This is a genomic window from Runella sp. MFBS21 (assembly GCF_029433105.1).
Lineage (GTDB): Bacteria > Bacteroidota > Bacteroidia > Cytophagales > Spirosomataceae > Runella.
This window is the reverse complement of sequence record NZ_JARNTW010000013.1, coordinates 160,153-179,210: the sequence shown is the minus strand read 5'-3', so window position 1 is coordinate 179,210 and position 19,058 is coordinate 160,153. Positions and strand designations below refer to the sequence as shown.

Below are 19,058 nucleotides of genomic sequence, written 5' to 3'. Positions count from 1 at the left end.
TTTGTTGTTGTCAACTAAAGCTTTGACTATTAGGCTATTCTTATTTCAACCAATTATTCTTGAAGATGCTCTCTCGTCGTCAACAACGCGAACAAATGAAAAACACCCTCGGCTATCGTATTTGGAGCGTAGGGTTCACTATTTTTTATCCTTTTATTTCTCTTTTCACTTTGGTATTTACTGGTTTGGTAAGGTTATTTTCGGGTTTGTCGCAAGGACTCGTATGGCTATTGAAAGGAGGTCGTAGTATCTAATGACCGATTACGTAGCCGAGTTGCTCGAAAAAAAAGTAGCTCAGTACAATCAGCCAGATTTCATACCCTACGACCCCATCAGCATCCCCCACCAATTTTCGCGTTTGCAAGACATCGAAATCATGGGTTTTTGGGCCGCGGTTTTGGCTTGGGGACAGCGCAAGACAATCATCAATAAATGCAATGAGTTGATTCAACTCATGGACGGTGCTCCTTATGATTTTGTAAAAAATCACACCGAACAAGACCTCAAAAGATTCTTAAATTTCAAACATCGGACTTTCAACGCCACCGATACGCTTTATTTTCTGCACTTTTTTAAACAATATTACGCCCAACATTCTTCGCTCGAATGGGCTTTTGTGCAAGGGTTGGCGCCCGATGAAACGCATGTAGAAAAAGGGTTATCAAGTTTTCATAACCTCTTCTTTAGCCTTGAAGACTTTCCCGAACGTACCCGCAAACACATTGCTACGCCTATGCGCAAATCTTCTTGCAAACGGCTCAACATGTTTCTGCGCTGGATGGTGCGCAAAGATGACAAAGGCGTGGACTTCGGACTTTGGCAAACCCTTCAACCTTCGCAACTCATCTGTCCTTGTGATGTACACGTAGATCGTGTAGCACGTAAGCTAGGACTCATCCAACGCCCCACCACCGACTGGCTTACGGCCCTCGAACTTACCGAAAATCTTAAACAATTTGACCCCACTGACCCCGTCAAATATGATTTTGCTTTGTTTGGGTTGGGAGTAGAGGGAGAGATGTGAGCCCCTAAAAATATTCAAATACAACAGCCTCTTCCCTTCCAGGATATACGCTTGTGATTTCTTTCATCCCTGATTTCTCAAGTACCTTCCGCGAATTTGCATTTTCAGCTTGAATAAAAGCAATGATTCGACGGCCTGCAAAATTGGCTTGAAGATACTCAATAGCAGCTTTGGTGAGTTCTGTCGCATAGCCCCTTCCCCACGCTTCTGGTACAAAAGCATAGCCAACTTCGATATCGTCGGTAGGGTCAATGTGTTTTATTTTTGCCAAACCTACGTAGGTATCGTTTTCTTTTTCAAAACACGCACACAATCCTAGCCCAGGATATGATTGATTATAAATAATTTCTTGTTGGATTCGTGCCAAGCTTTGGGAAGCATCCACTGCTGGTGGGCGAATGTAGCGCATCACATCAGGACTTCCCTCAATTCTAAACAAATCTGCGGCATCACTTTCTTGAAAAAGACGAAGAACAAGGCGGGGTGTTTCTAGATAAAACATGATGAAGGAATTTCGACAAAGTTACGTCAATTGAATCGGAGACGCAAAACATAATTTCGCCCTAATTTGGAATTGGGCGAGGGAACTCGTCCCGGACTGTGTTTCGGGACGAGTATGATCTAGCGTCTCTGACTCGTGTTATCCATAAATGCTGATAACATCCAGAAGCCCTTTTTTACCTGTATAATTTCGCGCCGAACTATGAAGGTACTCTTCTGGATACTCGACAATAGCAGCCCTAACGGGGTTTTGGTGAATATAGTTTAACTTTTGCTCCACGTGAGCAAACGAAAGACATTCTTTGGCATGATTTCCCGCCTGCCAAAATTGGTACTTCTCATGGCTAGCTTTGTACTTTGCGTTCCATTCAAATTTATGCATTAACCACTCTTTCCGACTTTCGTTTTCATACTGAATGGCTTCAATCAGGCGATTGGCAGTGAATCGTTTAAAATCACGCATGATATCCCCTAACAATTTCCCTTCTTTTGCTTGAACTAGCAAATGCAGGTGGTTGCTCATCAATACCCAACCATAGATAAGTAATCCTTTGTGGGATTGACAATAACTCAGTGAATCAACGATGATGTCTTTATAGAGTGGACGTGTAAATACATCAACCCAATTGACTACAGTAGAAGTAAGAAAATATACTTCCTCTGGGTTCCGAATATAGTATTTGCTTGATGCCATTCGTTTTTACAATTCATAATTCTATATCGTAAAATCGATAAAATAGAAATACGAACCGTAAAATATCCCACAAAACCTTTGTAAGCAGCTGATTATTAATACCTTTTTGGATATTTTGCAGGATAGTTGCGTCAGAGACGCAAAGCCTTTTTTGCCCCAAGTTGGAATTTGGGGCAGGACTCTCGTCCCGAACTGTATTTCGGGACGGGCACGGAACAGCGTCTCTGACGCCTATATAGATTACATGAACAAAAGCGTCGCAGACGCAAAGCCTTTTTTGCCCCAAGTTGGAATTTGGGGCGAGACTCTTGTCCCGAACTGTATTTCGGGACGGGCACGGAACAGCGTCTCTGACGCCTATATAGATTACATGAACAAAAGCGTCGCAGACGCAAAGCCTTTTTTGCCCCAAGTTGGAATTTGGGGCGAGACTCTTGTCCCGAACTGTATTTCGGGACGGGCACGGAACAGCGTCTCTGACGCCTATATAGATTACATGAACAAGAGCGTCAGAGACCCAAAGCCTTTTTCGCCCCAAGTTGGAATTTGGGGCGAGACTCTTGTCCCGAAATACAGTTCGGGACAGGTATGGTTTAGCGTCTCCGACGCGTTTAGGATGTTGCATGAACAAAAGCGTCAGAGACGCAAAGCCTTTTTCGCCCCAAGTTGGAATTTGGGGCAGGCACCTCGTCCCGAACTGTATTTCGGGACGGGCACGGAACAGCGTCTCTGACGCCTATATAGATTACATGAACAAAAGCGTCGCAGACGCAAAGCCTTTTTCGCCCCAAGTTGGAATTTGGGGCAGGACTCTCGTCCCGAACTGTATTTCGGGACGGGCACGGAACAGCGTCTCTGACGCGTATGAGCCTACGCCATGGGTCGATTTTTGAGTTGATTCGATTTCTCTTTGAACTCAGTAGGAGAGAGGTTTTTCTTTTTCTTAAAAATACGGCAGAAGTACGAAAAGCTATTGAAACCACTGGCCATAAAAGCTTCTTTTACGCTCATTTTAGGGTCACGAAGCAGACTTTCTGCCAATTTTAGACGCTCTTCGATGATAAAATCAATGGGAGTAGAACCCGTCTCGTGCTTAAACGTACGGTAAAAATTTGACTCACTCATGTAGGCTTTTTCACTCAGCAACCCAATGGTAAGGTCTTCGGTGATATTTTCCCGAATAAAATTGAGCACAAACGAAATACGGTCGTTGTTGGGTTGAGTGTAAGACTTTTTAAGGTAAATACTCTTCGATTCAGTTTGTAAAATGCGGATGATAAGCTCTTGCAGCAGCATATCGGCAAAAATATCTTTAGAGGGGTGGTTTTCGGTGAAAATAAAAATAAGCCGTTGCAGGATTTGATTGATGGCAATGTCGTTGGTAAAATGATAATTATAATCGGTCATGCTCCATTCCTTCCCATTTTGTTTCAGCCCACGTTCATTGAGCAAATTCACGGCCTGTTGGAGTTTGGCTTCGTTGAAGGCCAACGCTAGGCATTGCGTAGGATTTTGTTCGGAGGCTTCGGGAAAATCAATACACATCAATTCGTTAGAGGGTAAAATCACCGATTCCCCAGGTAAAAACCCGAATGAAGGCGTATTCTGAAGGTGCATAATTTTTTTGCCACGTATCATACTTGCCAACACAGGCTCATGAAACTGCAACATGACTTGTGCAGCCTTTTGGTGCGTCTCAAAAATGTTGAGTTCGGCATTGTTAAGCGTATGCAGGGTACGATTTTCTACCAACGTTTCGAGGCGACGGTTTTGGTAATGCAAGGGATTTAACTCAACCATGGGGATCTGTTGCTAAAGAATTTGTTGTATTAATTCTTAAAATCATACTAAAAGTACGTCAAAAACGCATAGAATGGTAGTATCGTACAACAGTTGATAGAATAGTGCAATCAGTTGATAGGATAGGGAAAATGGTGAGCAGGATAAGTCAATCAAATGTGATTTTTTGAAGGTTGTTTTGTGCAAAATCTTTTTGAAACACAAAGCCCTTAAACGATGTCAACTGTAATCACACAACAAAACAACTTGGTGGCGAAGCCCATCTTTAAAACGCACTACGATAACTTCATTGGCGGCCAGTGGGTAAGTCCTGTTAAAGGCGAATATTTTGAAACCACCTCGCCCGTTGATGGTCAGGTGTTTACCAAAGTCGCTCGTTCGACCGAAGAGGATATTAACTTGGCTTTGGACGCTGCTTGGGCCGCCGCTCCGCAGTGGAATAACAGCTCGGTGACGACGAGAAGCAACATTTTGTTAAAAATTGCGGATGCGATGGAGGCAAACTTGGAACTGTTGGCAAGTGTAGAAACGTGGGACAACGGCAAGCCAATTCGCGAAACTAAAGCCGCTGATTTACCCTTGGCGATTGATCACTTTCGTTATTTTGCGGGCGTAATTCGGGCCGAAGAAGGCTCGGCTTCGGAGTTGGATTCCAATACGCTGTCGTTGATTGTGCACGAACCACTTGGCGTAGTTGGGCAAATCATTCCTTGGAATTTTCCGTTGTTGATGGCCGCTTGGAAAATTGCGCCTGCTTTGGCCGCAGGAAACTGCGTGGTGTTGAAGCCTGCCGAACAAACGCCTGTGGGAATCATGGTGTTGGCCGAATTGATTCAAGATTTGTTGCCAGCGGGTGTACTGAACATTGTCAACGGCTTTGGCATTGAAGCAGGTAAGCCATTGGCATCCAGTCCCCGTATCAATAAAATTGCGTTTACGGGCGAGACCACAACGGGGCAGCTGATTATGCAGTATGCTTCCAAAAATATCATTCCTGTTACGCTCGAATTGGGTGGAAAATCGCCGAATATCTTCTTCAAAAGTATCATGGATGCCGACGACGAGTTCTTCGATAAGTGCTTGGAAGGAGCCACGATGTTTGCCCTTAACCAAGGCGAAGTATGTACGTGTCCGTCGCGAATTTTGGTGGATGAATCTATCTATGATGCCTTTATTGAGCGCGTAGTTGAGCGCATTAACGCCATTAAACTTGGCCACCCGCTCGACCCAAGTACGATGATGGGCGCACAGGCATCGAACGACCAATACCAAAAGATTTTGCACTACATCGACCTCGGTAAAGAAGAAGGTGCGGAGCTGCTGGCGGGTGGTGGCGCTGCTTACAACGAAGGACTTGAAGGTGGGTATTATATCAAGCCAACGTTGTTTAAAGGCAATAATAAAATGCGCATTTTCCAAGAAGAAATCTTTGGGCCAGTGGTGTGTGTAGCCACCTTCAAAACGGAAGAAGAAGCGATTGCGATTGCCAATGATACACTTTATGGCCTCGGTGCAGGGGTATGGACGCGCGACACGCACCAAGCGTATAAAGTTGCTCGTGCCGTACAAGCGGGTCGTGTGTGGGTCAACTGCTATCACGCATATCCAGCACATGCGCCATTTGGTGGCTACAAGAAATCAGGTATTGGCCGCGAGACGCACAAGATGATGTTGAACCATTATCGTCAGGCTAAAAATATGTTGATTTCGTACGATAAGAACAAGTTAGGGTTCTTTTAGGCATGTCCAGAATCGCAATAACGGCAGCGATTGTTATGGTTATTACAAATAAAATTTCGATTATTTTCAGGCGGCATTTTCAATTATTTGTTCGGATTTTACAAAGTTATCCACATAAGGGGCTTGACTTTTTATTACCGCCACAGCTCTTAAAACCAACTTGTTTTTTACAGCATTTATGACACTCAGGGCATGTTTGCCTTCTGCTGTTTTTCGTTCGTAATACTGTTTCATTTCTGAGTTACAATGTATGACTGACATCGCTCCCATGTGTAATATTTTTTTCAGTTCTTTGTTTGCCATTTTATGGACTTTTTCGGACTTCTTGATACTTGTACCGCTGGAGTTTCCAAAAGGGGCTACACCTGCATAAGAAGCCAGTTGTTTACCTGAAATATTTCCTGCAAAGTTGTTGGTACAAACTATCAAATAAATGGCGGTAATATTGCCGATGCCTGGCACTGATAGTAATAAATCATAGCTTTTTTGCAGGGTATTATCTGCTTTAATTAAGTCTTTTATCAGTTTTTCTATGGCAGATATTGACTTTTTTAAACCCTCAATAGCTGTCTTATAGACTTGCTCCAAGGCTTTTTGTGTTGTTTTGTCATTGACTTCTTTAAGTTCTTTCAAATAGGTTTCATTGGCATTTTTTTGACTTAACAACCTTGTTCGAGATGTCTGAAGATCTTTCAGTTCCATTAATTTAGGATTCAATGCTTGACTCATTTTAAGCTCATCTGACTCCTTACAAGCATATTTACATAATCTTATGGCATCAATTTTATCGTTTTTACCTCTGGCTATGCCAAAACTCCATTTGATGTGTGCAGCATTACCAATGTGTATTTGTAAACCGATTTTATTGCAAAATGCCCAAAGTAAGCGATGATATATACCCGTATTTTCGATGACAAGTACTGTATTTTCATCAAAACTAACTTTGTGTTTTTTCAACCATTTTTCAAAAGTTTTTAATCCAAGCTCAGTATTGTCAAAGTGAGAGGATTCTATTGCTTGTTTTTGATGATTAACTATAGTCATCAAAGCGGCATCAAAAAATGGCTTAGAAACATCGATTCCGATGAAATACTTAGTGTTGTTTTGCATGTGTTTTTATAATAAATTTGTGGATAACACTAACCAATTTTAACCCATCGACTCAGTCCTTAATAATGAGTAATTAGCTCGAATTGTTATATGGTCACTAAGGAAAAAAAATCGGTGGCGGATTGAATCGCTGCATAGGTAATCAGCCTTGGCGTACGGTAAATGTGTCGCCACCGATTGGTTAGTTTTACTGTAAATTTCCTACTTATCCACATTTCAACAAAAGAAAAAGTAGCAAAAAGAAAACTTACAGTAATAACAGTTTTTATTATAAATAATCAAAGTGCAAATCTAAAGGGCGGAGCGGGTCATTAACACGCTCCGCGCCAAGTACGGTGCGTTGATGTTTCACCAAAGTGGCGGTTGCTGCGATGGCTCAGCTCCGATGTGTTTTGAGGTGGGGGAGTTGATGTTGAACGAAACCGATATAAAACTAGGCGAAATTCACGGCTGCGATTTTTACATGTCGCGCGACCAGTTTGAGTACTGGAAACACACGCACTTAACCCTCGACGTAGTACCAGGACGAGGGGCTAGTTTTTCGTTAGAAATACCAATGGGGGTGCGTTTTATTATTAAGTCGAGGTTATTACAACCCAACGAGGTATGATTCCTGTATCTCTCAGTGCCTTAGTAAGATTGTATTTTCCCCAAATCTACTGGGCAATGTAGTTAACGCAGTGCTTTAAAATAAGGGAGTTGGTCAGAATCCCTATCGTCGGGTATTTCTTGGCGTAGAATAGAGAAAAGCCCCACATAACCACCGTCCAAACGATGGCTATATGGGGCTTTGTTAGTAGGTTTTTAATCGTTTGAATCATTGTGTTCAGATTTGCCAAATTGATTTTAACTACCTAACTTTGAAAATAAATACATCAGAAAATAGCTATGCAAATTACTAATTTCACTTATATCGTTGCTGATGTAGGCATCTGTCAAGGTTTACCACGCATCAAAGATACGCGTATTACGGTATCATCTATTTTGGCACATATTGCTGGTGGGATGTCGGTTGGAGATTTACTTGTGGCTTTTCCCCAGTTGTCGGAAACGGCTATTAACGAGGCAATTATGTTTGCATCGCAGCGCATACAGGAAATTTACATTCCTATGAAAGCAGCATGAAGTTTCTCCTAGACGAAAATCTCCCTTCGTACTACAGTGAAGTATTTTGTATTGACAATAATCACGAAGGTTTCCATGTTTCTGATTATGGATTAACCAACACTCCTGATGATATCATAAGGGTATTTGCTCAGGAAAATGGTTTCATTATTGTAACTTTCGATTTAGATTTTTCTCGATTGCAGCTCTAAACAATGAACCTAAGCCTTCTGTATTAACATTCAGAACTTCAAAAATGAGTAAAGCGTTTTTAGAGTCATTTGTCGAAGACCACTTATCAGAACTACTTCCTTATCTTGAAACTGGAGCCACTGTTACTGTAGATGACCGTAAGATTAGGATTAGACAGCTGCCTTTTTAAATGATTATTATCAAAGCCCCAAAATAACCACCGTCCAAACGATGGCTATATGGGGCTTTGTTAGTAGGTTTCTAATCGTTTGAATCATTGATTCTACAAATGCTTCAACAACTCTGCGCCCATGGCGTCGGTGCCGAGGATTTTGTCGGCTGGAGTTTCGCTGTTGGCGATGTCACGCGTGCGAAAACCATCTTTCAATACTTTATCAACCGCTGCGATGATGGCGTCTGCTTCAGCTTTTAGGCCAAACGAAATATCCAACAACAACGCTGCCGAAAGTACCGAAGCCAACGGATTGGCTACGCCTTTGCCCGTAATGTCGTGCGCCGAACCGTGGATAGGCTCATAAACGCCCGTGCTATCGCCTACCGAGGCCGAGGCCAACATACCCATCGAACCTGCGATTTGGCTGGCTTCGTCGGTCAAAATATCACCGAAAAGGTTACCCGTTACCACTACGTCAAAACGACGCGGGTCTTTGATGAGCAACATGGCGGCGGCGTCAATGAATTGGTGCTCTACCTCAACGTCAGGATATTCGGGAGCGATTTTTTGAATCACTTCGCGCCACAAACGACTCGATTCCAATACGTTAGCTTTATCAACCGACATCAATTTTTTGCTACGCGTACGAGCAGCTTCAAATGCTTTACGGGCAATGCGCTCTACTTCGTATTTGCTATAAATCATGGTGTCGTAAGCCGTGTTGCCGTCGTCGAGGCGCTCACGTTTTCCAAAATACACGTCGCCCGTCAATTCGCGGAAGAAGAGAATATCGCTGCCTTTTAGGATTTCCGGTTTGATACTTGAGGCTTCCAACAACTCGTCAAACAACTTGATAGGACGAAGGTTGGCGTACAAGCCAAGTTCTTTCCGCATTTTCAACAAACCTTGTTCAGGGCGTACTTTGGCCGAAGGGTCGTTGTCGTATTTTGGGTGACCTACGGCACCAAACAAGATGGCGTCCGAAGCCCGCATTTTTACGAGCGTTTCTTCAGGAAGCGGGTCGCCCGTGGCTTCGATGGCTACGTGGCCGATGAGGGCTTCGTCGTAGGTAAATTCATGGCCGAATTTTTCGGCGATACGGTCTAGTACTTGTTTACCAACCGTGGTAACTTCTTGCCCGATTCCATCACCGGGTACGATAAGGATGTGTTTTTTTGCCATTTACTTAGTAAAAAATAAACCACAATGAGCACAAAGAATTGCACCGCAGCGGCGGGCCGTAAAGGTCTCAAAGAATGACTCGTTTGATTCCCTCTTTTAATCTTGCGACATTGAAGTTGATGAGTAAACCTAATTTAAAATGTCCCAAACGCATATAGGTTAGAATTTGGGCTAAATGAACATCGTTCAGGGCTTCTACTGCTTTAAGCTCTACCACGACGCTGTTTTCTACCAATAAATCAAGACGATAACCACAGTCTAATTTGACTTCTTCAAAAACCAAAAGCATTGGCTTCTCTTTTTCAACCCATAGCCCTGATTGTTTGAGTTTATAAAAAAGACACTCTTTGTAAGCACTTTCCAGAAGTCCAGGCCCAAGTGCTTTGTGAACCTCTAAGGCGCACCCGACAATTTGGTAATCTATACTTTGTGAACTTTGTGCCATTCTTTGAGTCCTTTGTGGTTAATCAATTGTCTTTTAAAGCGAAATCAAGTTCAGCATTTTTTGAGTGGCTTTGATGGCCGAAACCGTTTGGTCGGAGTCTAAGCCTCTGGTCTTGAATTCTTTGGCGTTCCAATTCCACGTAATGACCGTTTCGCAAAGGGCATCGGTTTTTCCACCCGTTGGGATACGGACGGCGTAGTCGGTCAGCAAAGGAAGTTCAAGGCTTTTCTTAGCGTAAATCTTCTTCAATGCATTCATAAACGCATCGTATTGACCATCGCCTTGGGCATTTTCTTCAAACGTCTCGTCCTCAATTTTGAGCTTGAGCGTAGCCGAAGGGCGAAGGTCTTTGGAGTGCGTCAGAACATAATTGAGAATCTCAATCTTAAACTCAATCGCATTGGTGTCCAACACGTCCGAAATAATGTACGGCAGGTCTTCCTGCGTCACTACTTCTTTGCGGTCACCGAGTTCGATGATACGCTGCGTTACTTTTTTGAGGTCTTCGTCAGAAAGTTTGATGCCCAATTCGCGAAGGTTATTCTCGATATTGGCCTTGCCCGAGGTTTTTCCCAAGGCATACGAACGCTTTCGTCCAAAACGCTCAGGCATCAACTCGTTGAAATAGAGGTTATTTTTCTTGTCGCCGTCGGCGTGAATACCCGCCGTTTGGGTAAAGACGTTATCCCCAACAATAGGTTTATTGGCAGGAATACGCAGCCCCGAGAAAGTTTCAACGATTTTACTCACCGAAAACAACGACTCTTCCACTACGCCTGTTTCCACTTCTGGCATGAAGTCTTTCAAAACCGCAATGGCACTGGCCAATGGGGCATTGCCTGCGCGTTCACCCATGCCATTGACGGTCAAGTGTAGCCCATGCGCACCTGCCCGCACGGCTTCCATGACGTTGGCGATGCCGAGGTCATAGTCGTTGTGCGCGTGAAAATCGAAGTGGTGATTGGAGTAGCGTTCCACAATCGACTTGATGTACGAATACGATTCGGCAGGAGTCAGTACACCTAACGTATCGGGAAGCAACACTCGTAGAATCGGCTGGGTAGTCAGAAAATCAAGGAATTGGAATACATATTCGGGTGAATTACGCATTCCATTGCTCCAATCTTCGAGGTAAACATTGGCCGAAATTCCTTTCGATTGTGCCAATTCGATTACTTTTTGGATGTCAGCAAAGTGCGCTTCGGGTGTTTTTTTGAGTTGGTGCGTCAAGTGATTGAGCGACCCTTTGGTGAGGAGGTTCATCACTTTTGCTCCCGACTCAAGCATCCAATCAATAGAAGCTTCGCCATCGACAAACGTAAGTACTTCTACCTTGTCGATGTAGCCATTTTCTTGTGCCCACTTCGTAATTTTTTGTACTGCTTTTAGCTCCCCCGCCGATACCCGCGCCGAAGCAATTTCAATACGATTCACTTTGACTTCCGTAAGGAGCAACTGTGCCAAAGCCAGTTTCTCCGAAGCCGAAAAAGACACCCCGCTGGTCTGTTCACCGTCGCGGAGTGTCGTATCCATTATTTCGATGTATCTCATAGAAATTAGTAAGGCCGAGCGGCTTCAAATACGCCGATTTCCTCTTTCATGGCTTGTAGATAGTCGATATCGTCGTAGCCGTTGATGAGGTTGTGTTTTTTGTAGCCATTGATGGCAAATGACTCCGATTCGCCCGTCGCAACAATCGTGATGGTTTGCTCAGGAAGGTTGACCGTCAACTCAGCGTTGGCATCTTTTTCGATGGCTTGAAAGATTTTATCCAAAAACTCAGGACTCACCGTTACGGGTAAAATCCCTACGTTGATGGCATTGTTTTTGAAGATATCAGCAAAAAAGCTGGATACCACACAACGGAACCCGTAATCGTAGATAGCCCATGCAGCGTGCTCGCGGCTCGAACCACTTCCGAAGTTACGGCCTCCTACGAGGATTTTACCGCTGTAAAGAGGGTTGTTTAAAACGAAATCGGCCTTAGGGGTATCGTCGCCGTTGTAGCGCCAATCGCGGAAAAGGTTGTCGCCGAATCCCTTACGCTCAGTGGCTTTCAAGAAACGAGCAGGGATGATTTGGTCAGTGTCCACGTTTTCCAACGGAAGCGGCACTGCCGAACTGGTTAGTATGGTGAATTTATCGTATGCCATTTTTTTGTGGGCTTTATGCTATATGCCTTAGGCTTTAAGCTTTGGCATTATTTATTAAGTTTTTGTTCCAAATGATAAACCTTTCTTTTCACTTCATTTATTTTCAAATGCAATGATTGATAGGTAGTTTCTTCAATATACTCAAGATCATGAGCCAATTGAAGTAAGTATTCGGTCTCGTGAGCTGACCCCAAAGCAATATGTAAGAAACGAGCAAATTCCGCATCTGTGTTTCGTCCACATCCTTCACTGATATTTGTAGGAATAGATGTAGCAGCCCTGCGAAGTTGGCTGGTCAGACCGTATATTTCGCTTTGAGGGAAATTTTTAGAAATAGAATAAATCTGTAACACAAAAGAATGTGCCAATTTCCAAACCTCATATTTTCTAAAATCTCTCATTTGTAGGTAATGCTATATGCTTTAAGCAATAAGCTATATGCTTTTGAACACATAATTAATGTACAAAAGCTTAGGGCTTACAGCATAAAGCTTACTGCCAAAGTTACAAAAACTCCCGTGGGTCAGTGACTTTACCCGTAATAGCGGCGGCAGCAGCTACCAATGGGCTGGCCAACAAGGTACGTGCTCCTGGGCCTTGGCGGCCTTCGAAGTTACGGTTAGAGGTACTTACGGCATACTTGCCCGCAGGAATCTTGTCGTCGTTCATGGCCAAGCAAGCTGAGCAACCTGGCTGGCGCAACTGAAAACCTGCTTCGGTCAAAACATCCAAAATACCTTCTTCTTTGATTTGGGCTTCTACGATGTGCGAACCTGGTACCAACCAAGCCGTTACGTTGTCAGCTTTTTTACGACCTTTCACCACCGATGCAAACGCGCGGAAATCTTCAATGCGGCCGTTGGTACAGCTTCCCAAGAAAACGAAATCAATGGCTTTGCCCAAAAGACTTTCGTCTTCGGCAAATCCCATGTAGTTCAATGACTTAGCGTAAGAAGCAGCTCCGTCAAGTACATCGGCAGCTTTCGGGATGTGTTTGGTAATGCCCGTTCCTAAGCCAGGGTTGGTTCCGTAGGTGATTTGTGGCTCAATGTCGGCCGCATCGTAGGTGTATTCTAAGTCAAACCCAGCGCCTTCGTCAGTTTTGAGGGTTTGCCAGTACGCAACGGCGTTTTCCCATGCTTCGCCTTTTGGCGACTGCTCACGGCCATTGAGGTAAGCAAACGTTTTTTCGTCGGGGGCAATCATACCACCACGCGCACCCATTTCAATCGACATGTTACACACCGTCATACGACCTTCCATGCTCATGTTTTCAAACACATCACCTGCGTACTCTACGAAGTAACCCGTAGCACCACTGGCCGAAATTTGAGAAATGATGTACAATACCGCATCCTTAGGAAGGACACCTTTCCCCAATTGACCATTGATGGTAATGCGCATTTTCTTTGGTTTTGGCTGCATGATACACTGCGACGCCAATACCATTTCTACTTCCGACGTACCGATACCGAACGCAATCGCTCCAAACGCTCCGTGGGTAGAAGTGTGCGAATCACCGCAAACAATCGTCATGCCAGGGAGAGTGATGCCATTTTCTGGCCCAACCACGTGTACGATACCATTTTTTTGGTGGCCCAAGCCCCAGTGAGAAATACCGTATTTGGCGGTGTTGGTTTCCAACGCCTTGAGCTGATTGGCCGAAAGAGGGTCAGCGACTGGCAAGTGTTGGTTGATGGTAGGGGTGTTGTGGTCGGCCGTAGCAAACGTACGGTTCGGGAACAACACGCCAATGCCTCTGCTTTCCAAGCCCAAAAACGCTACAGGGCTGGTTACTTCGTGAATAAAGTGGCGGTCGATGAACAATACATCGGGGCCGTCTGCAATCTTGCGGACAACGTGCGCATCCCACACTTTGTCGAAGAGAGTTGTTGGTTGGTTTGACATATCCATTTTGAGATTAATGCAATGGGAGAATAATACGCTACAAAATTGCAGGAATCTTCCCAAAGTGACATGACGCCCTTCGCTCAAACAATAGCGATTTTAGCTCAATTGTATTTTTTTGGCGTAAAACCGTATTTCTCCTTGTAGGCTTTGATAAAATGAGAAACACTCTCATAGCCAATTTCCATACTGACTTCAGACACGTTTTTATTGGCGTTTTTGAGTAAAAAAGCGGCTTGTTCCAGGCGTTTTTGTTTAATCCAATGAGCGGGTGAGGCGTGAAATTGGGCTTCAAACTCGCGTTTAAACGCAGACAAACTTCGTCCCGAAAGATGGGCTAATTCGCTTATCGTCAGCGGTTTTAGGTAGTAGTTGTTGAGCAGATATTCCAAGTCCGTTTTCTGCCCTTTGTAAATATTAAACAAAATGGTTTTGAGCTGATTGGAGCCGTCGATTTCCAACAAATGAAGCAGCAGTTCCTGAAACTTGAGCCGTAAAAACTGATTCAAGTAGGACGTTTGTGAGTGGAAATAGGGAAAGAGAGAATCAATGAATTTCTCAAAAGTCGAAGAGGATTGTAGCACTAAAATCGGCTGAGGGTTTTCGACGTCTGCTTTGTCGAACAACGTTTGGTTTTGGCTTACAAATTCTTTCAGTAGCTTTTCGTGAAAGAAAAAAACAAGGCTGCGGTAGTCGCTTCCTATGGATTCGTTCATGGAATAGCAGCCCCGTTGGAAAAACAAAATTTGCCCCTTGCGAACGTGCAGGTCTTGGTTGGGAGAGATAAACTTCTTTTCTCCTTCGAGCACGACAACGACGGCATGTTCCTCAAAAAAAATCTCATTGCGTTCGGGATATACGTCGCTTCGGTAGGCCACAAAAGTCGTGTCCTGAATTTTCAGAGACTGGAACTGTTGGGCGCTGATGGAAGAAGGGACGCGAAGCATGGGGGCGGTTATCGGTTAATGGTTAATTGAAACGTCAGCAGGGTTCAGGAGGCAGTAATTATAAACCCTGCCGAAATTGAAACGTCGGCAGGGTTTAGCCGGCAATGATTACAAACCCTGCCGACGTTTATCAGTTAAACGCGCCGCCTTTTTTCAGGGACTCGTATTCGTCGCCGATAGCTTTATATTGGGATACCAAAAACTTCTGTAATTCTTCATTGAATACTTTTTTGTCGGTTTCCGAAAGAGAATCGTATAAGTCTTTCAATTCTTGGTTGATGGCCGCTTTTTCGGCTTCGTCGCGCGCATTGATGGCACGTACGTGGTATTTTCTGAAATCAAAATTCATTGGTTCAATCTGTTTGTTTCATCAATCAAATACTGCAAATTAGCGTTATATTGATTTGCTTTTAGATAATTAATCCAAAACGAAAGAATAGAAATGCCTTTTGGGCTTTGCCTCTTCAGTTCTTTAAATAATTTTTGAAAATGAAATGAAAATGGGTCGTTATTTTCACTCTTAGAGGTTTTTGTCAGTTTTCGTAAACTATCAAAATCATGAGGAAGGCCAAAGTTAATTAATGAAATTCCTGCATCATCTGCATTTCTAATAATCCACTTTTCAATCGCAGGTTCTATAAATATAAGGTAATGATTCCTAGTTCTATGCTTACATAACTGTAACACACCTGTAAGCTCAGTTGCTAAATCAAATTCAGAAGCATAACCAAGTTCTACTTTATCTCTATCGATAATACCAAGCGCAAAATCACCAGCTAATTTCTCCTTCATTACTTTGACGACATTAGAACACCCTTTTTGATGGTTGTAATGATTTTGTGGAGGAACAAGAACTTTGATAAGCTTAGTATCAATATAACATTCTGGTATCACCTTAAAATCTATCATTTGATAACAGGGTAAGCTTCATTATTGAAAAATAAATCAATCCCATATTTATATACATCCTCGATTTCGGTTTCTTGAAGTGAGCGAATAACTGTTTGGCCGTCTTTAAAATCTACCATAAATATTGCTAAGTCTTTTCGGGCATTTTCAAGAAAATCAGTGACAATTACGGGGCTATGGGTTGCCATAAAGAATTGATTAGAAGTAGATTCGATTACTTCTTGCGTAAATTCTGTTATGTAAGGGGGAAAAGAGTGTGCTTCTGGCTCTTCAAAAACCAAAACGGAGTTTTGATTAGAAGCAATGGCTGTTTTGTAAAATATAATACGTTGTAAAGTATCAGCAATTGAATTGTAAGGAATTATAAATACTTCATTATCATGCACTTCTTTCATTATCTTTAACGATTGACTGGCTTTGTCAAAGACAATTCTTAATCCATATTGGCTGAACCAATAGGCAATGGTTTCTTTTAAATCGGGTAAAAAATCTAACGTTTGTAAAATGTTATTACCAAAAGGGGGCATTAAAAACTCAACTTTCTCCCTTTTAAAGTTTACTCCAGTTTTAAAATGATAACTTTTAACAGGGTAGCCTTCTTTTTTTAAATCTTCAGAAAAATATATGTAATATCCTTTTTCGTGAAGAAGTTTTGGGTAATTAGTATAATCAAAGCTATTTTCTTCTGGGTTACGAGAAATAATACATTGAAAATTGTTGGTTTTTATAGAGATTGATGATGAAGTATTACCTTCATAAAAGAGTTCTGATTCGTTTTCTAACCGAACAAGATTTTTTATTTTCTTTAACTGCAATTTGCCATTATTCATATTTACATAAGGTAATGTGAACAATCCAAGGGCTTCTAGTATATTCGATTTTCCTACATTGGGTCTTCCAATAAAAAGGTTGATTTTTTTGAAATTAGAAAGTTTTAAATATCGTATAGATTTAAAATTTTTAATTTCAAGATATTGTATGAAGTTATTCATAGAATCAATGTATTATTTTGGTACCTACCAACTAATGCTACTTTAAAAATTATTGAAGATTACTTTCATCTGCTCGTATTGACGGCTGTATCGTTCTCATTCTTCAACAGGCATCTGAACAACTCTTCCTTGAGAAGTATCTATTTCTTTTAAATGGAGTTTCATGCTCTTTTAAAGTTTATATCAAAAACTCAAACAAATCAGGTTTATTGTTGATATACTCGAACTGAATATTGTGTTCGTTCATGCGTGTCAAAAGTGGCTCGAAATCTTCTTTGTGACGGAGTTCGATACCTACCAAAGCAGGACCTCGTTCGCGGGCTGTTTTTTTAGAATATTCAAAGTGTGCGATGTCGTCGTTGGGGCCAAGAACGTGGTTCAAAAACTCCTTAAAAGCCCCCGAACGCTGCGGGAAGCGAATGATAAAGTAGTGTTTTAAGCCTTCGTAGAGGAGCGAACGTTCCTTGATTTCTTCGGTACGGGTGATGTCGTTGTTGCCACCTCCAATCAGTAATACCACGTCTTTGCCTTTGATTTCGTCTTTGATTTGGTCAAGCGCCGCCACGGTAAGCGCACCCGCTGGCTCAACGACGATGGCTTCTTCGTTGTAAAGTTGCAAAATTGTCGAACAGACTTTTCCTTCAGGAATGAGCAAAATATCGTCCAAATTTTTCCGACATACTTCAAAGGTGTGCTCTCCTGCGCGTTTTACGGCGGCTCCGTCCACAAATTTATCGATGTTGTCGAGCGTGACGACTTGCCCTTCTTTGATGGCCGTGTACATCGTGGGAGAGCCTACGGGTTCTACGCCAATGAGCTTGGTGGCTGGACTGAGTTGTTTAAAAACAGTGGTAACGCCTGAAGCCAAACCGCCGCCGCCGATGGCAAAAAGCAGGTAATCAATTTTAAAATCGGCATCGCGGAAAATTTCTAGTCCTACTGTTCCTTGGCCTTCCATGACCTGCACATCGTCAAACGGGTGAATGAACGTAGCAGCGTGGGCTTCGCAAAAATGCTTGGCTGCGTGGTAAGCGTCATCGTAGGTATCGCCGTGGAGGACTACTTCAATCTGATTTTTACCAAATAGTTTTACCTGTTTTACCTTCTGGGCGGGTGTTGTGCTGGGCATAAAAATAGTGCCACGGACTTGCATTTTGTTGCAAGCGTAGGCGACTCCTTGCGCGTGGTTTCCTGCGCTGGCGCATACGACTCCCTTTTCGAGAGCTTCGGTCGACAAACTGGCCATTTTGTTGTACGCTCCCCTGATTTTATACGAACGTACCACTTGCAAATCTTCACGTTTGAAGTAAATATTGGCTTCGTAGCGCTCAGAAAAGTTAAGATTTAACTCCAAATCGGTGTGTTTTACCACTTTACGGATGCGCTCAGCGGCTTGTAATATGTTATCAAACGTAGGAAAATCTGCGTTTTTGGACTTATGTTTTTCGGAAGCAAGACTCATGACATTGTAGTTTTAATAAGACGAAATCAAAGCTTCGGCAGGAATGTTTAAGGCATCATGAAGCTTTCTTATCATTGAAAGACTAAGTTTGCGTCTCCCGCTTAAAATATCTGATTTACGACTTCTGTTACCTAAAATTTTGTTTAAATCACTCTCCTTCATCCCCAATTGGTCTAAACGAAACTTGATTGCTTCAATGGGATGCGGCGGTCCAATGGGGTACCTTTGCCGTTCATATTCTTTTACTAACAATGTCAATATCTCAAACTCAGCTTCTTCTTCTGATCCTTCTGAAATATCAGTTTGTATAAGTTCGTAAAGACGCTCTAATACTATTTCGTATTGAGCTTCTGTTTTAATCGGCTTTAACATATCTTATATTTTTAGCATCAATTTTATCGTACTCTTGGTGCGTACCTATCCAAACAATGAAAACGGTTTGGAGACGATATTCTATATCTACCAATAAACGATATCTGTTTCCATGAATATTAAAAACAACTCGCTTATTCGTTACTATAGAAGCACTCCGATACTGCTGTTTAAGCTCGTGAGGCGATAGCCAAACGGCCTTTTCTGCTTCAGCAAACCATGCTTTCAAGGGTTGTTCGGCCAATAGTTCTTTTTCCCAATAGGACTTCAATGTTTTTATGGCAACCACTCTCATATCAACAAATATACAAAATTGTAACCATTTTGGTTGCGTTTTTATAAAAAAGA

General features: G+C 42.7%; 25 protein-coding genes. 8 read left to right on the top strand and 17 right to left on the bottom strand.

Annotated features, from left to right (window positions below):
• Positions 1 to 65: 65 nt before the first annotated feature.
• Positions 66 to 254 (top strand): hypothetical protein, encoded by a 189-nt coding sequence (locus tag P1X15_RS22070; protein ID WP_028668418.1) that lies wholly within the window; start codon positions 66 to 68, stop codon positions 252 to 254.
• Positions 254 to 1,024, top strand: coding sequence for a TIGR02757 family protein (locus P1X15_RS22065; protein WP_277340307.1), 771 nt, complete (start codon positions 254 to 256; stop codon positions 1,022 to 1,024). The genes P1X15_RS22070 and P1X15_RS22065 overlap by 1 nt, the downstream gene beginning before the upstream one ends.
• A 4-nt stretch (positions 1,025 to 1,028) precedes the next feature.
• On the opposite strand, the gene P1X15_RS22060 is transcribed toward P1X15_RS22065, so the two are convergent.
• Together P1X15_RS22060 and P1X15_RS22055 are read right to left on the bottom strand one after the other, a co-directional pair.
• The gene (locus P1X15_RS22060) at positions 1,029 to 1,526 is read right to left on the bottom strand and encodes a GNAT family N-acetyltransferase (protein ID WP_277340306.1); all 498 of its coding nucleotides are present in this window, start codon (positions 1,524 to 1,526) and stop codon (positions 1,029 to 1,031) included.
• Positions 1,527 to 1,664: 138 nt separating this feature from the next.
• Complete coding sequence (locus P1X15_RS22055) at positions 1,665 to 2,219, bottom strand: REP-associated tyrosine transposase (protein ID WP_277340305.1); 555 nt, start codon at positions 2,217 to 2,219, stop codon at positions 1,665 to 1,667.
• Positions 2,220 to 2,589: 370 nt separating this feature from the next.
• Between P1X15_RS22055 and P1X15_RS22050 the strand changes: the two genes are divergently transcribed.
• Positions 2,590 to 2,952 (top strand): hypothetical protein, encoded by a 363-nt coding sequence (locus P1X15_RS22050; RefSeq protein WP_277340304.1) that lies wholly within the window; start codon positions 2,590 to 2,592, stop codon positions 2,950 to 2,952.
• Positions 2,953 to 3,089: 137 nt separating this feature from the next.
• Here the strand turns inward: P1X15_RS22050 and P1X15_RS22045 are convergent, their stop codons facing one another.
• A complete protein-coding gene (locus P1X15_RS22045) occupies positions 3,090 to 4,019 on the bottom strand; it encodes an AraC family transcriptional regulator (protein ID WP_277340303.1) in 930 nt (309 codons plus the stop codon).
• A gap of 216 nt (positions 4,020 to 4,235) precedes the next feature.
• Between P1X15_RS22045 and P1X15_RS22040 the strand changes: the two genes are divergently transcribed.
• Positions 4,236 to 5,759: an aldehyde dehydrogenase family protein gene (locus tag P1X15_RS22040; protein ID WP_277340302.1), complete on the top strand. Its 1,524-nt coding sequence runs from the start codon at positions 4,236 to 4,238 to the stop codon at positions 5,757 to 5,759.
• A gap of 66 nt (positions 5,760 to 5,825) precedes the next feature.
• Here the strand turns inward: P1X15_RS22040 and P1X15_RS22035 are convergent, their stop codons facing one another.
• Positions 5,826 to 6,869 (bottom strand): IS110 family transposase, encoded by a 1,044-nt coding sequence (locus tag P1X15_RS22035; RefSeq protein ID WP_277340301.1) that lies wholly within the window; start codon positions 6,867 to 6,869, stop codon positions 5,826 to 5,828.
• Between the two features lie 310 nt (positions 6,870 to 7,179).
• On the opposite strand from P1X15_RS22035, the gene P1X15_RS22030 reads away from it, so the two are divergent.
• From P1X15_RS22030 to P1X15_RS22015, 4 genes are all read left to right on the top strand, one after another.
• Complete coding sequence (locus P1X15_RS22030) at positions 7,180 to 7,479, top strand: DUF779 domain-containing protein (protein WP_277340319.1); 300 nt, start codon at positions 7,180 to 7,182, stop codon at positions 7,477 to 7,479.
• A gap of 278 nt (positions 7,480 to 7,757) precedes the next feature.
• Entirely contained in the window at positions 7,758 to 7,994 is a 237-nt protein-coding gene (locus tag P1X15_RS22025) for a DUF433 domain-containing protein (protein ID WP_277340300.1), read from the top strand.
• The gene (locus P1X15_RS22020; protein ID WP_277340299.1) at positions 7,991 to 8,185 is read left to right on the top strand and encodes a DUF5615 family PIN-like protein; all 195 of its coding nucleotides are present in this window, start codon (positions 7,991 to 7,993) and stop codon (positions 8,183 to 8,185) included. Before P1X15_RS22025 ends, P1X15_RS22020 begins: the two co-directional genes overlap by 4 nt.
• A 44-nt stretch (positions 8,186 to 8,229) precedes the next feature.
• A complete protein-coding gene (locus P1X15_RS22015) occupies positions 8,230 to 8,355 on the top strand; it encodes a hypothetical protein (protein WP_277340298.1) in 126 nt (41 codons plus the stop codon).
• A gap of 93 nt (positions 8,356 to 8,448) precedes the next feature.
• Here the strand turns inward: P1X15_RS22015 and leuB are convergent, their stop codons facing one another.
• The 13 genes from leuB to P1X15_RS21950 all read right to left on the bottom strand — a co-directional run bounded on the left by leuB (position 8,449) and on the right by P1X15_RS21950 (position 18,981).
• A complete protein-coding gene (gene leuB / locus P1X15_RS22010; RefSeq protein WP_028522076.1) occupies positions 8,449 to 9,522 on the bottom strand; it encodes a 3-isopropylmalate dehydrogenase in 1,074 nt (357 codons plus the stop codon).
• A gap of 67 nt (positions 9,523 to 9,589) precedes the next feature.
• Positions 9,590 to 9,967 carry a GxxExxY protein gene (locus P1X15_RS22005; protein ID WP_277340297.1) on the bottom strand — a complete coding sequence of 126 codons (378 nt, stop codon included), beginning with the start codon at positions 9,965 to 9,967 and terminating at the stop codon, positions 9,590 to 9,592.
• Between the two features lie 33 nt (positions 9,968 to 10,000).
• On the bottom strand, positions 10,001 to 11,500 hold the full coding sequence (locus P1X15_RS22000) for an alpha-isopropylmalate synthase regulatory domain-containing protein (protein WP_277340296.1): 1,500 nt from the start codon (positions 11,498 to 11,500) through the stop codon (positions 10,001 to 10,003).
• 23 nt (positions 11,501 to 11,523) lie between these two features.
• A complete protein-coding gene (leuD, locus tag P1X15_RS21995; protein WP_122933969.1) occupies positions 11,524 to 12,120 on the bottom strand; it encodes a 3-isopropylmalate dehydratase small subunit in 597 nt (198 codons plus the stop codon).
• A 47-nt stretch (positions 12,121 to 12,167) separates the two neighbouring features.
• Positions 12,168 to 12,521 carry a four helix bundle protein gene (locus tag P1X15_RS21990; RefSeq protein WP_277340295.1) on the bottom strand — a complete coding sequence of 118 codons (354 nt, stop codon included), beginning with the start codon at positions 12,519 to 12,521 and terminating at the stop codon, positions 12,168 to 12,170.
• Positions 12,522 to 12,624: 103 nt separating this feature from the next.
• Positions 12,625 to 14,028, bottom strand: a complete 1,404-nt coding sequence (gene leuC, locus P1X15_RS21985) for a 3-isopropylmalate dehydratase large subunit (protein WP_277340294.1) — start codon at positions 14,026 to 14,028, stop codon at positions 12,625 to 12,627.
• Positions 14,029 to 14,132: 104 nt separating this feature from the next.
• The gene (locus tag P1X15_RS21980; protein WP_277340293.1) at positions 14,133 to 14,975 is read right to left on the bottom strand and encodes a helix-turn-helix transcriptional regulator; all 843 of its coding nucleotides are present in this window, start codon (positions 14,973 to 14,975) and stop codon (positions 14,133 to 14,135) included.
• Between the two features lie 130 nt (positions 14,976 to 15,105).
• Positions 15,106 to 15,324 carry a hypothetical protein gene (locus P1X15_RS21975; RefSeq protein WP_277340292.1) on the bottom strand — a complete coding sequence of 73 codons (219 nt, stop codon included), beginning with the start codon at positions 15,322 to 15,324 and terminating at the stop codon, positions 15,106 to 15,108.
• Positions 15,321 to 15,884 carry a hypothetical protein gene (locus P1X15_RS21970; protein WP_277340291.1) on the bottom strand — a complete coding sequence of 188 codons (564 nt, stop codon included), beginning with the start codon at positions 15,882 to 15,884 and terminating at the stop codon, positions 15,321 to 15,323. The genes P1X15_RS21975 and P1X15_RS21970 overlap by 4 nt, the downstream gene beginning before the upstream one ends.
• Positions 15,881 to 16,876 carry an ATP/GTP-binding protein gene (locus P1X15_RS21965; RefSeq protein ID WP_277340290.1) on the bottom strand — a complete coding sequence of 332 codons (996 nt, stop codon included), beginning with the start codon at positions 16,874 to 16,876 and terminating at the stop codon, positions 15,881 to 15,883. The genes P1X15_RS21970 and P1X15_RS21965 overlap by 4 nt, the downstream gene beginning before the upstream one ends.
• A 178-nt stretch (positions 16,877 to 17,054) precedes the next feature.
• Positions 17,055 to 18,338, bottom strand: coding sequence for a threonine ammonia-lyase (gene ilvA / locus P1X15_RS21960; RefSeq protein WP_277340289.1), 1,284 nt, complete (start codon positions 18,336 to 18,338; stop codon positions 17,055 to 17,057).
• Positions 18,339 to 18,350: 12 nt separating this feature from the next.
• Positions 18,351 to 18,710, bottom strand: coding sequence for a type II toxin-antitoxin system HigA family antitoxin (locus P1X15_RS21955; protein ID WP_277340288.1), 360 nt, complete (start codon positions 18,708 to 18,710; stop codon positions 18,351 to 18,353).
• Positions 18,694 to 18,981, bottom strand: a complete 288-nt coding sequence (locus P1X15_RS21950; protein WP_277340287.1) for a type II toxin-antitoxin system HigB family toxin — start codon at positions 18,979 to 18,981, stop codon at positions 18,694 to 18,696. The genes P1X15_RS21955 and P1X15_RS21950 overlap by 17 nt, the downstream gene beginning before the upstream one ends.
• Positions 18,982 to 19,058 lie beyond the last annotated feature (77 nt).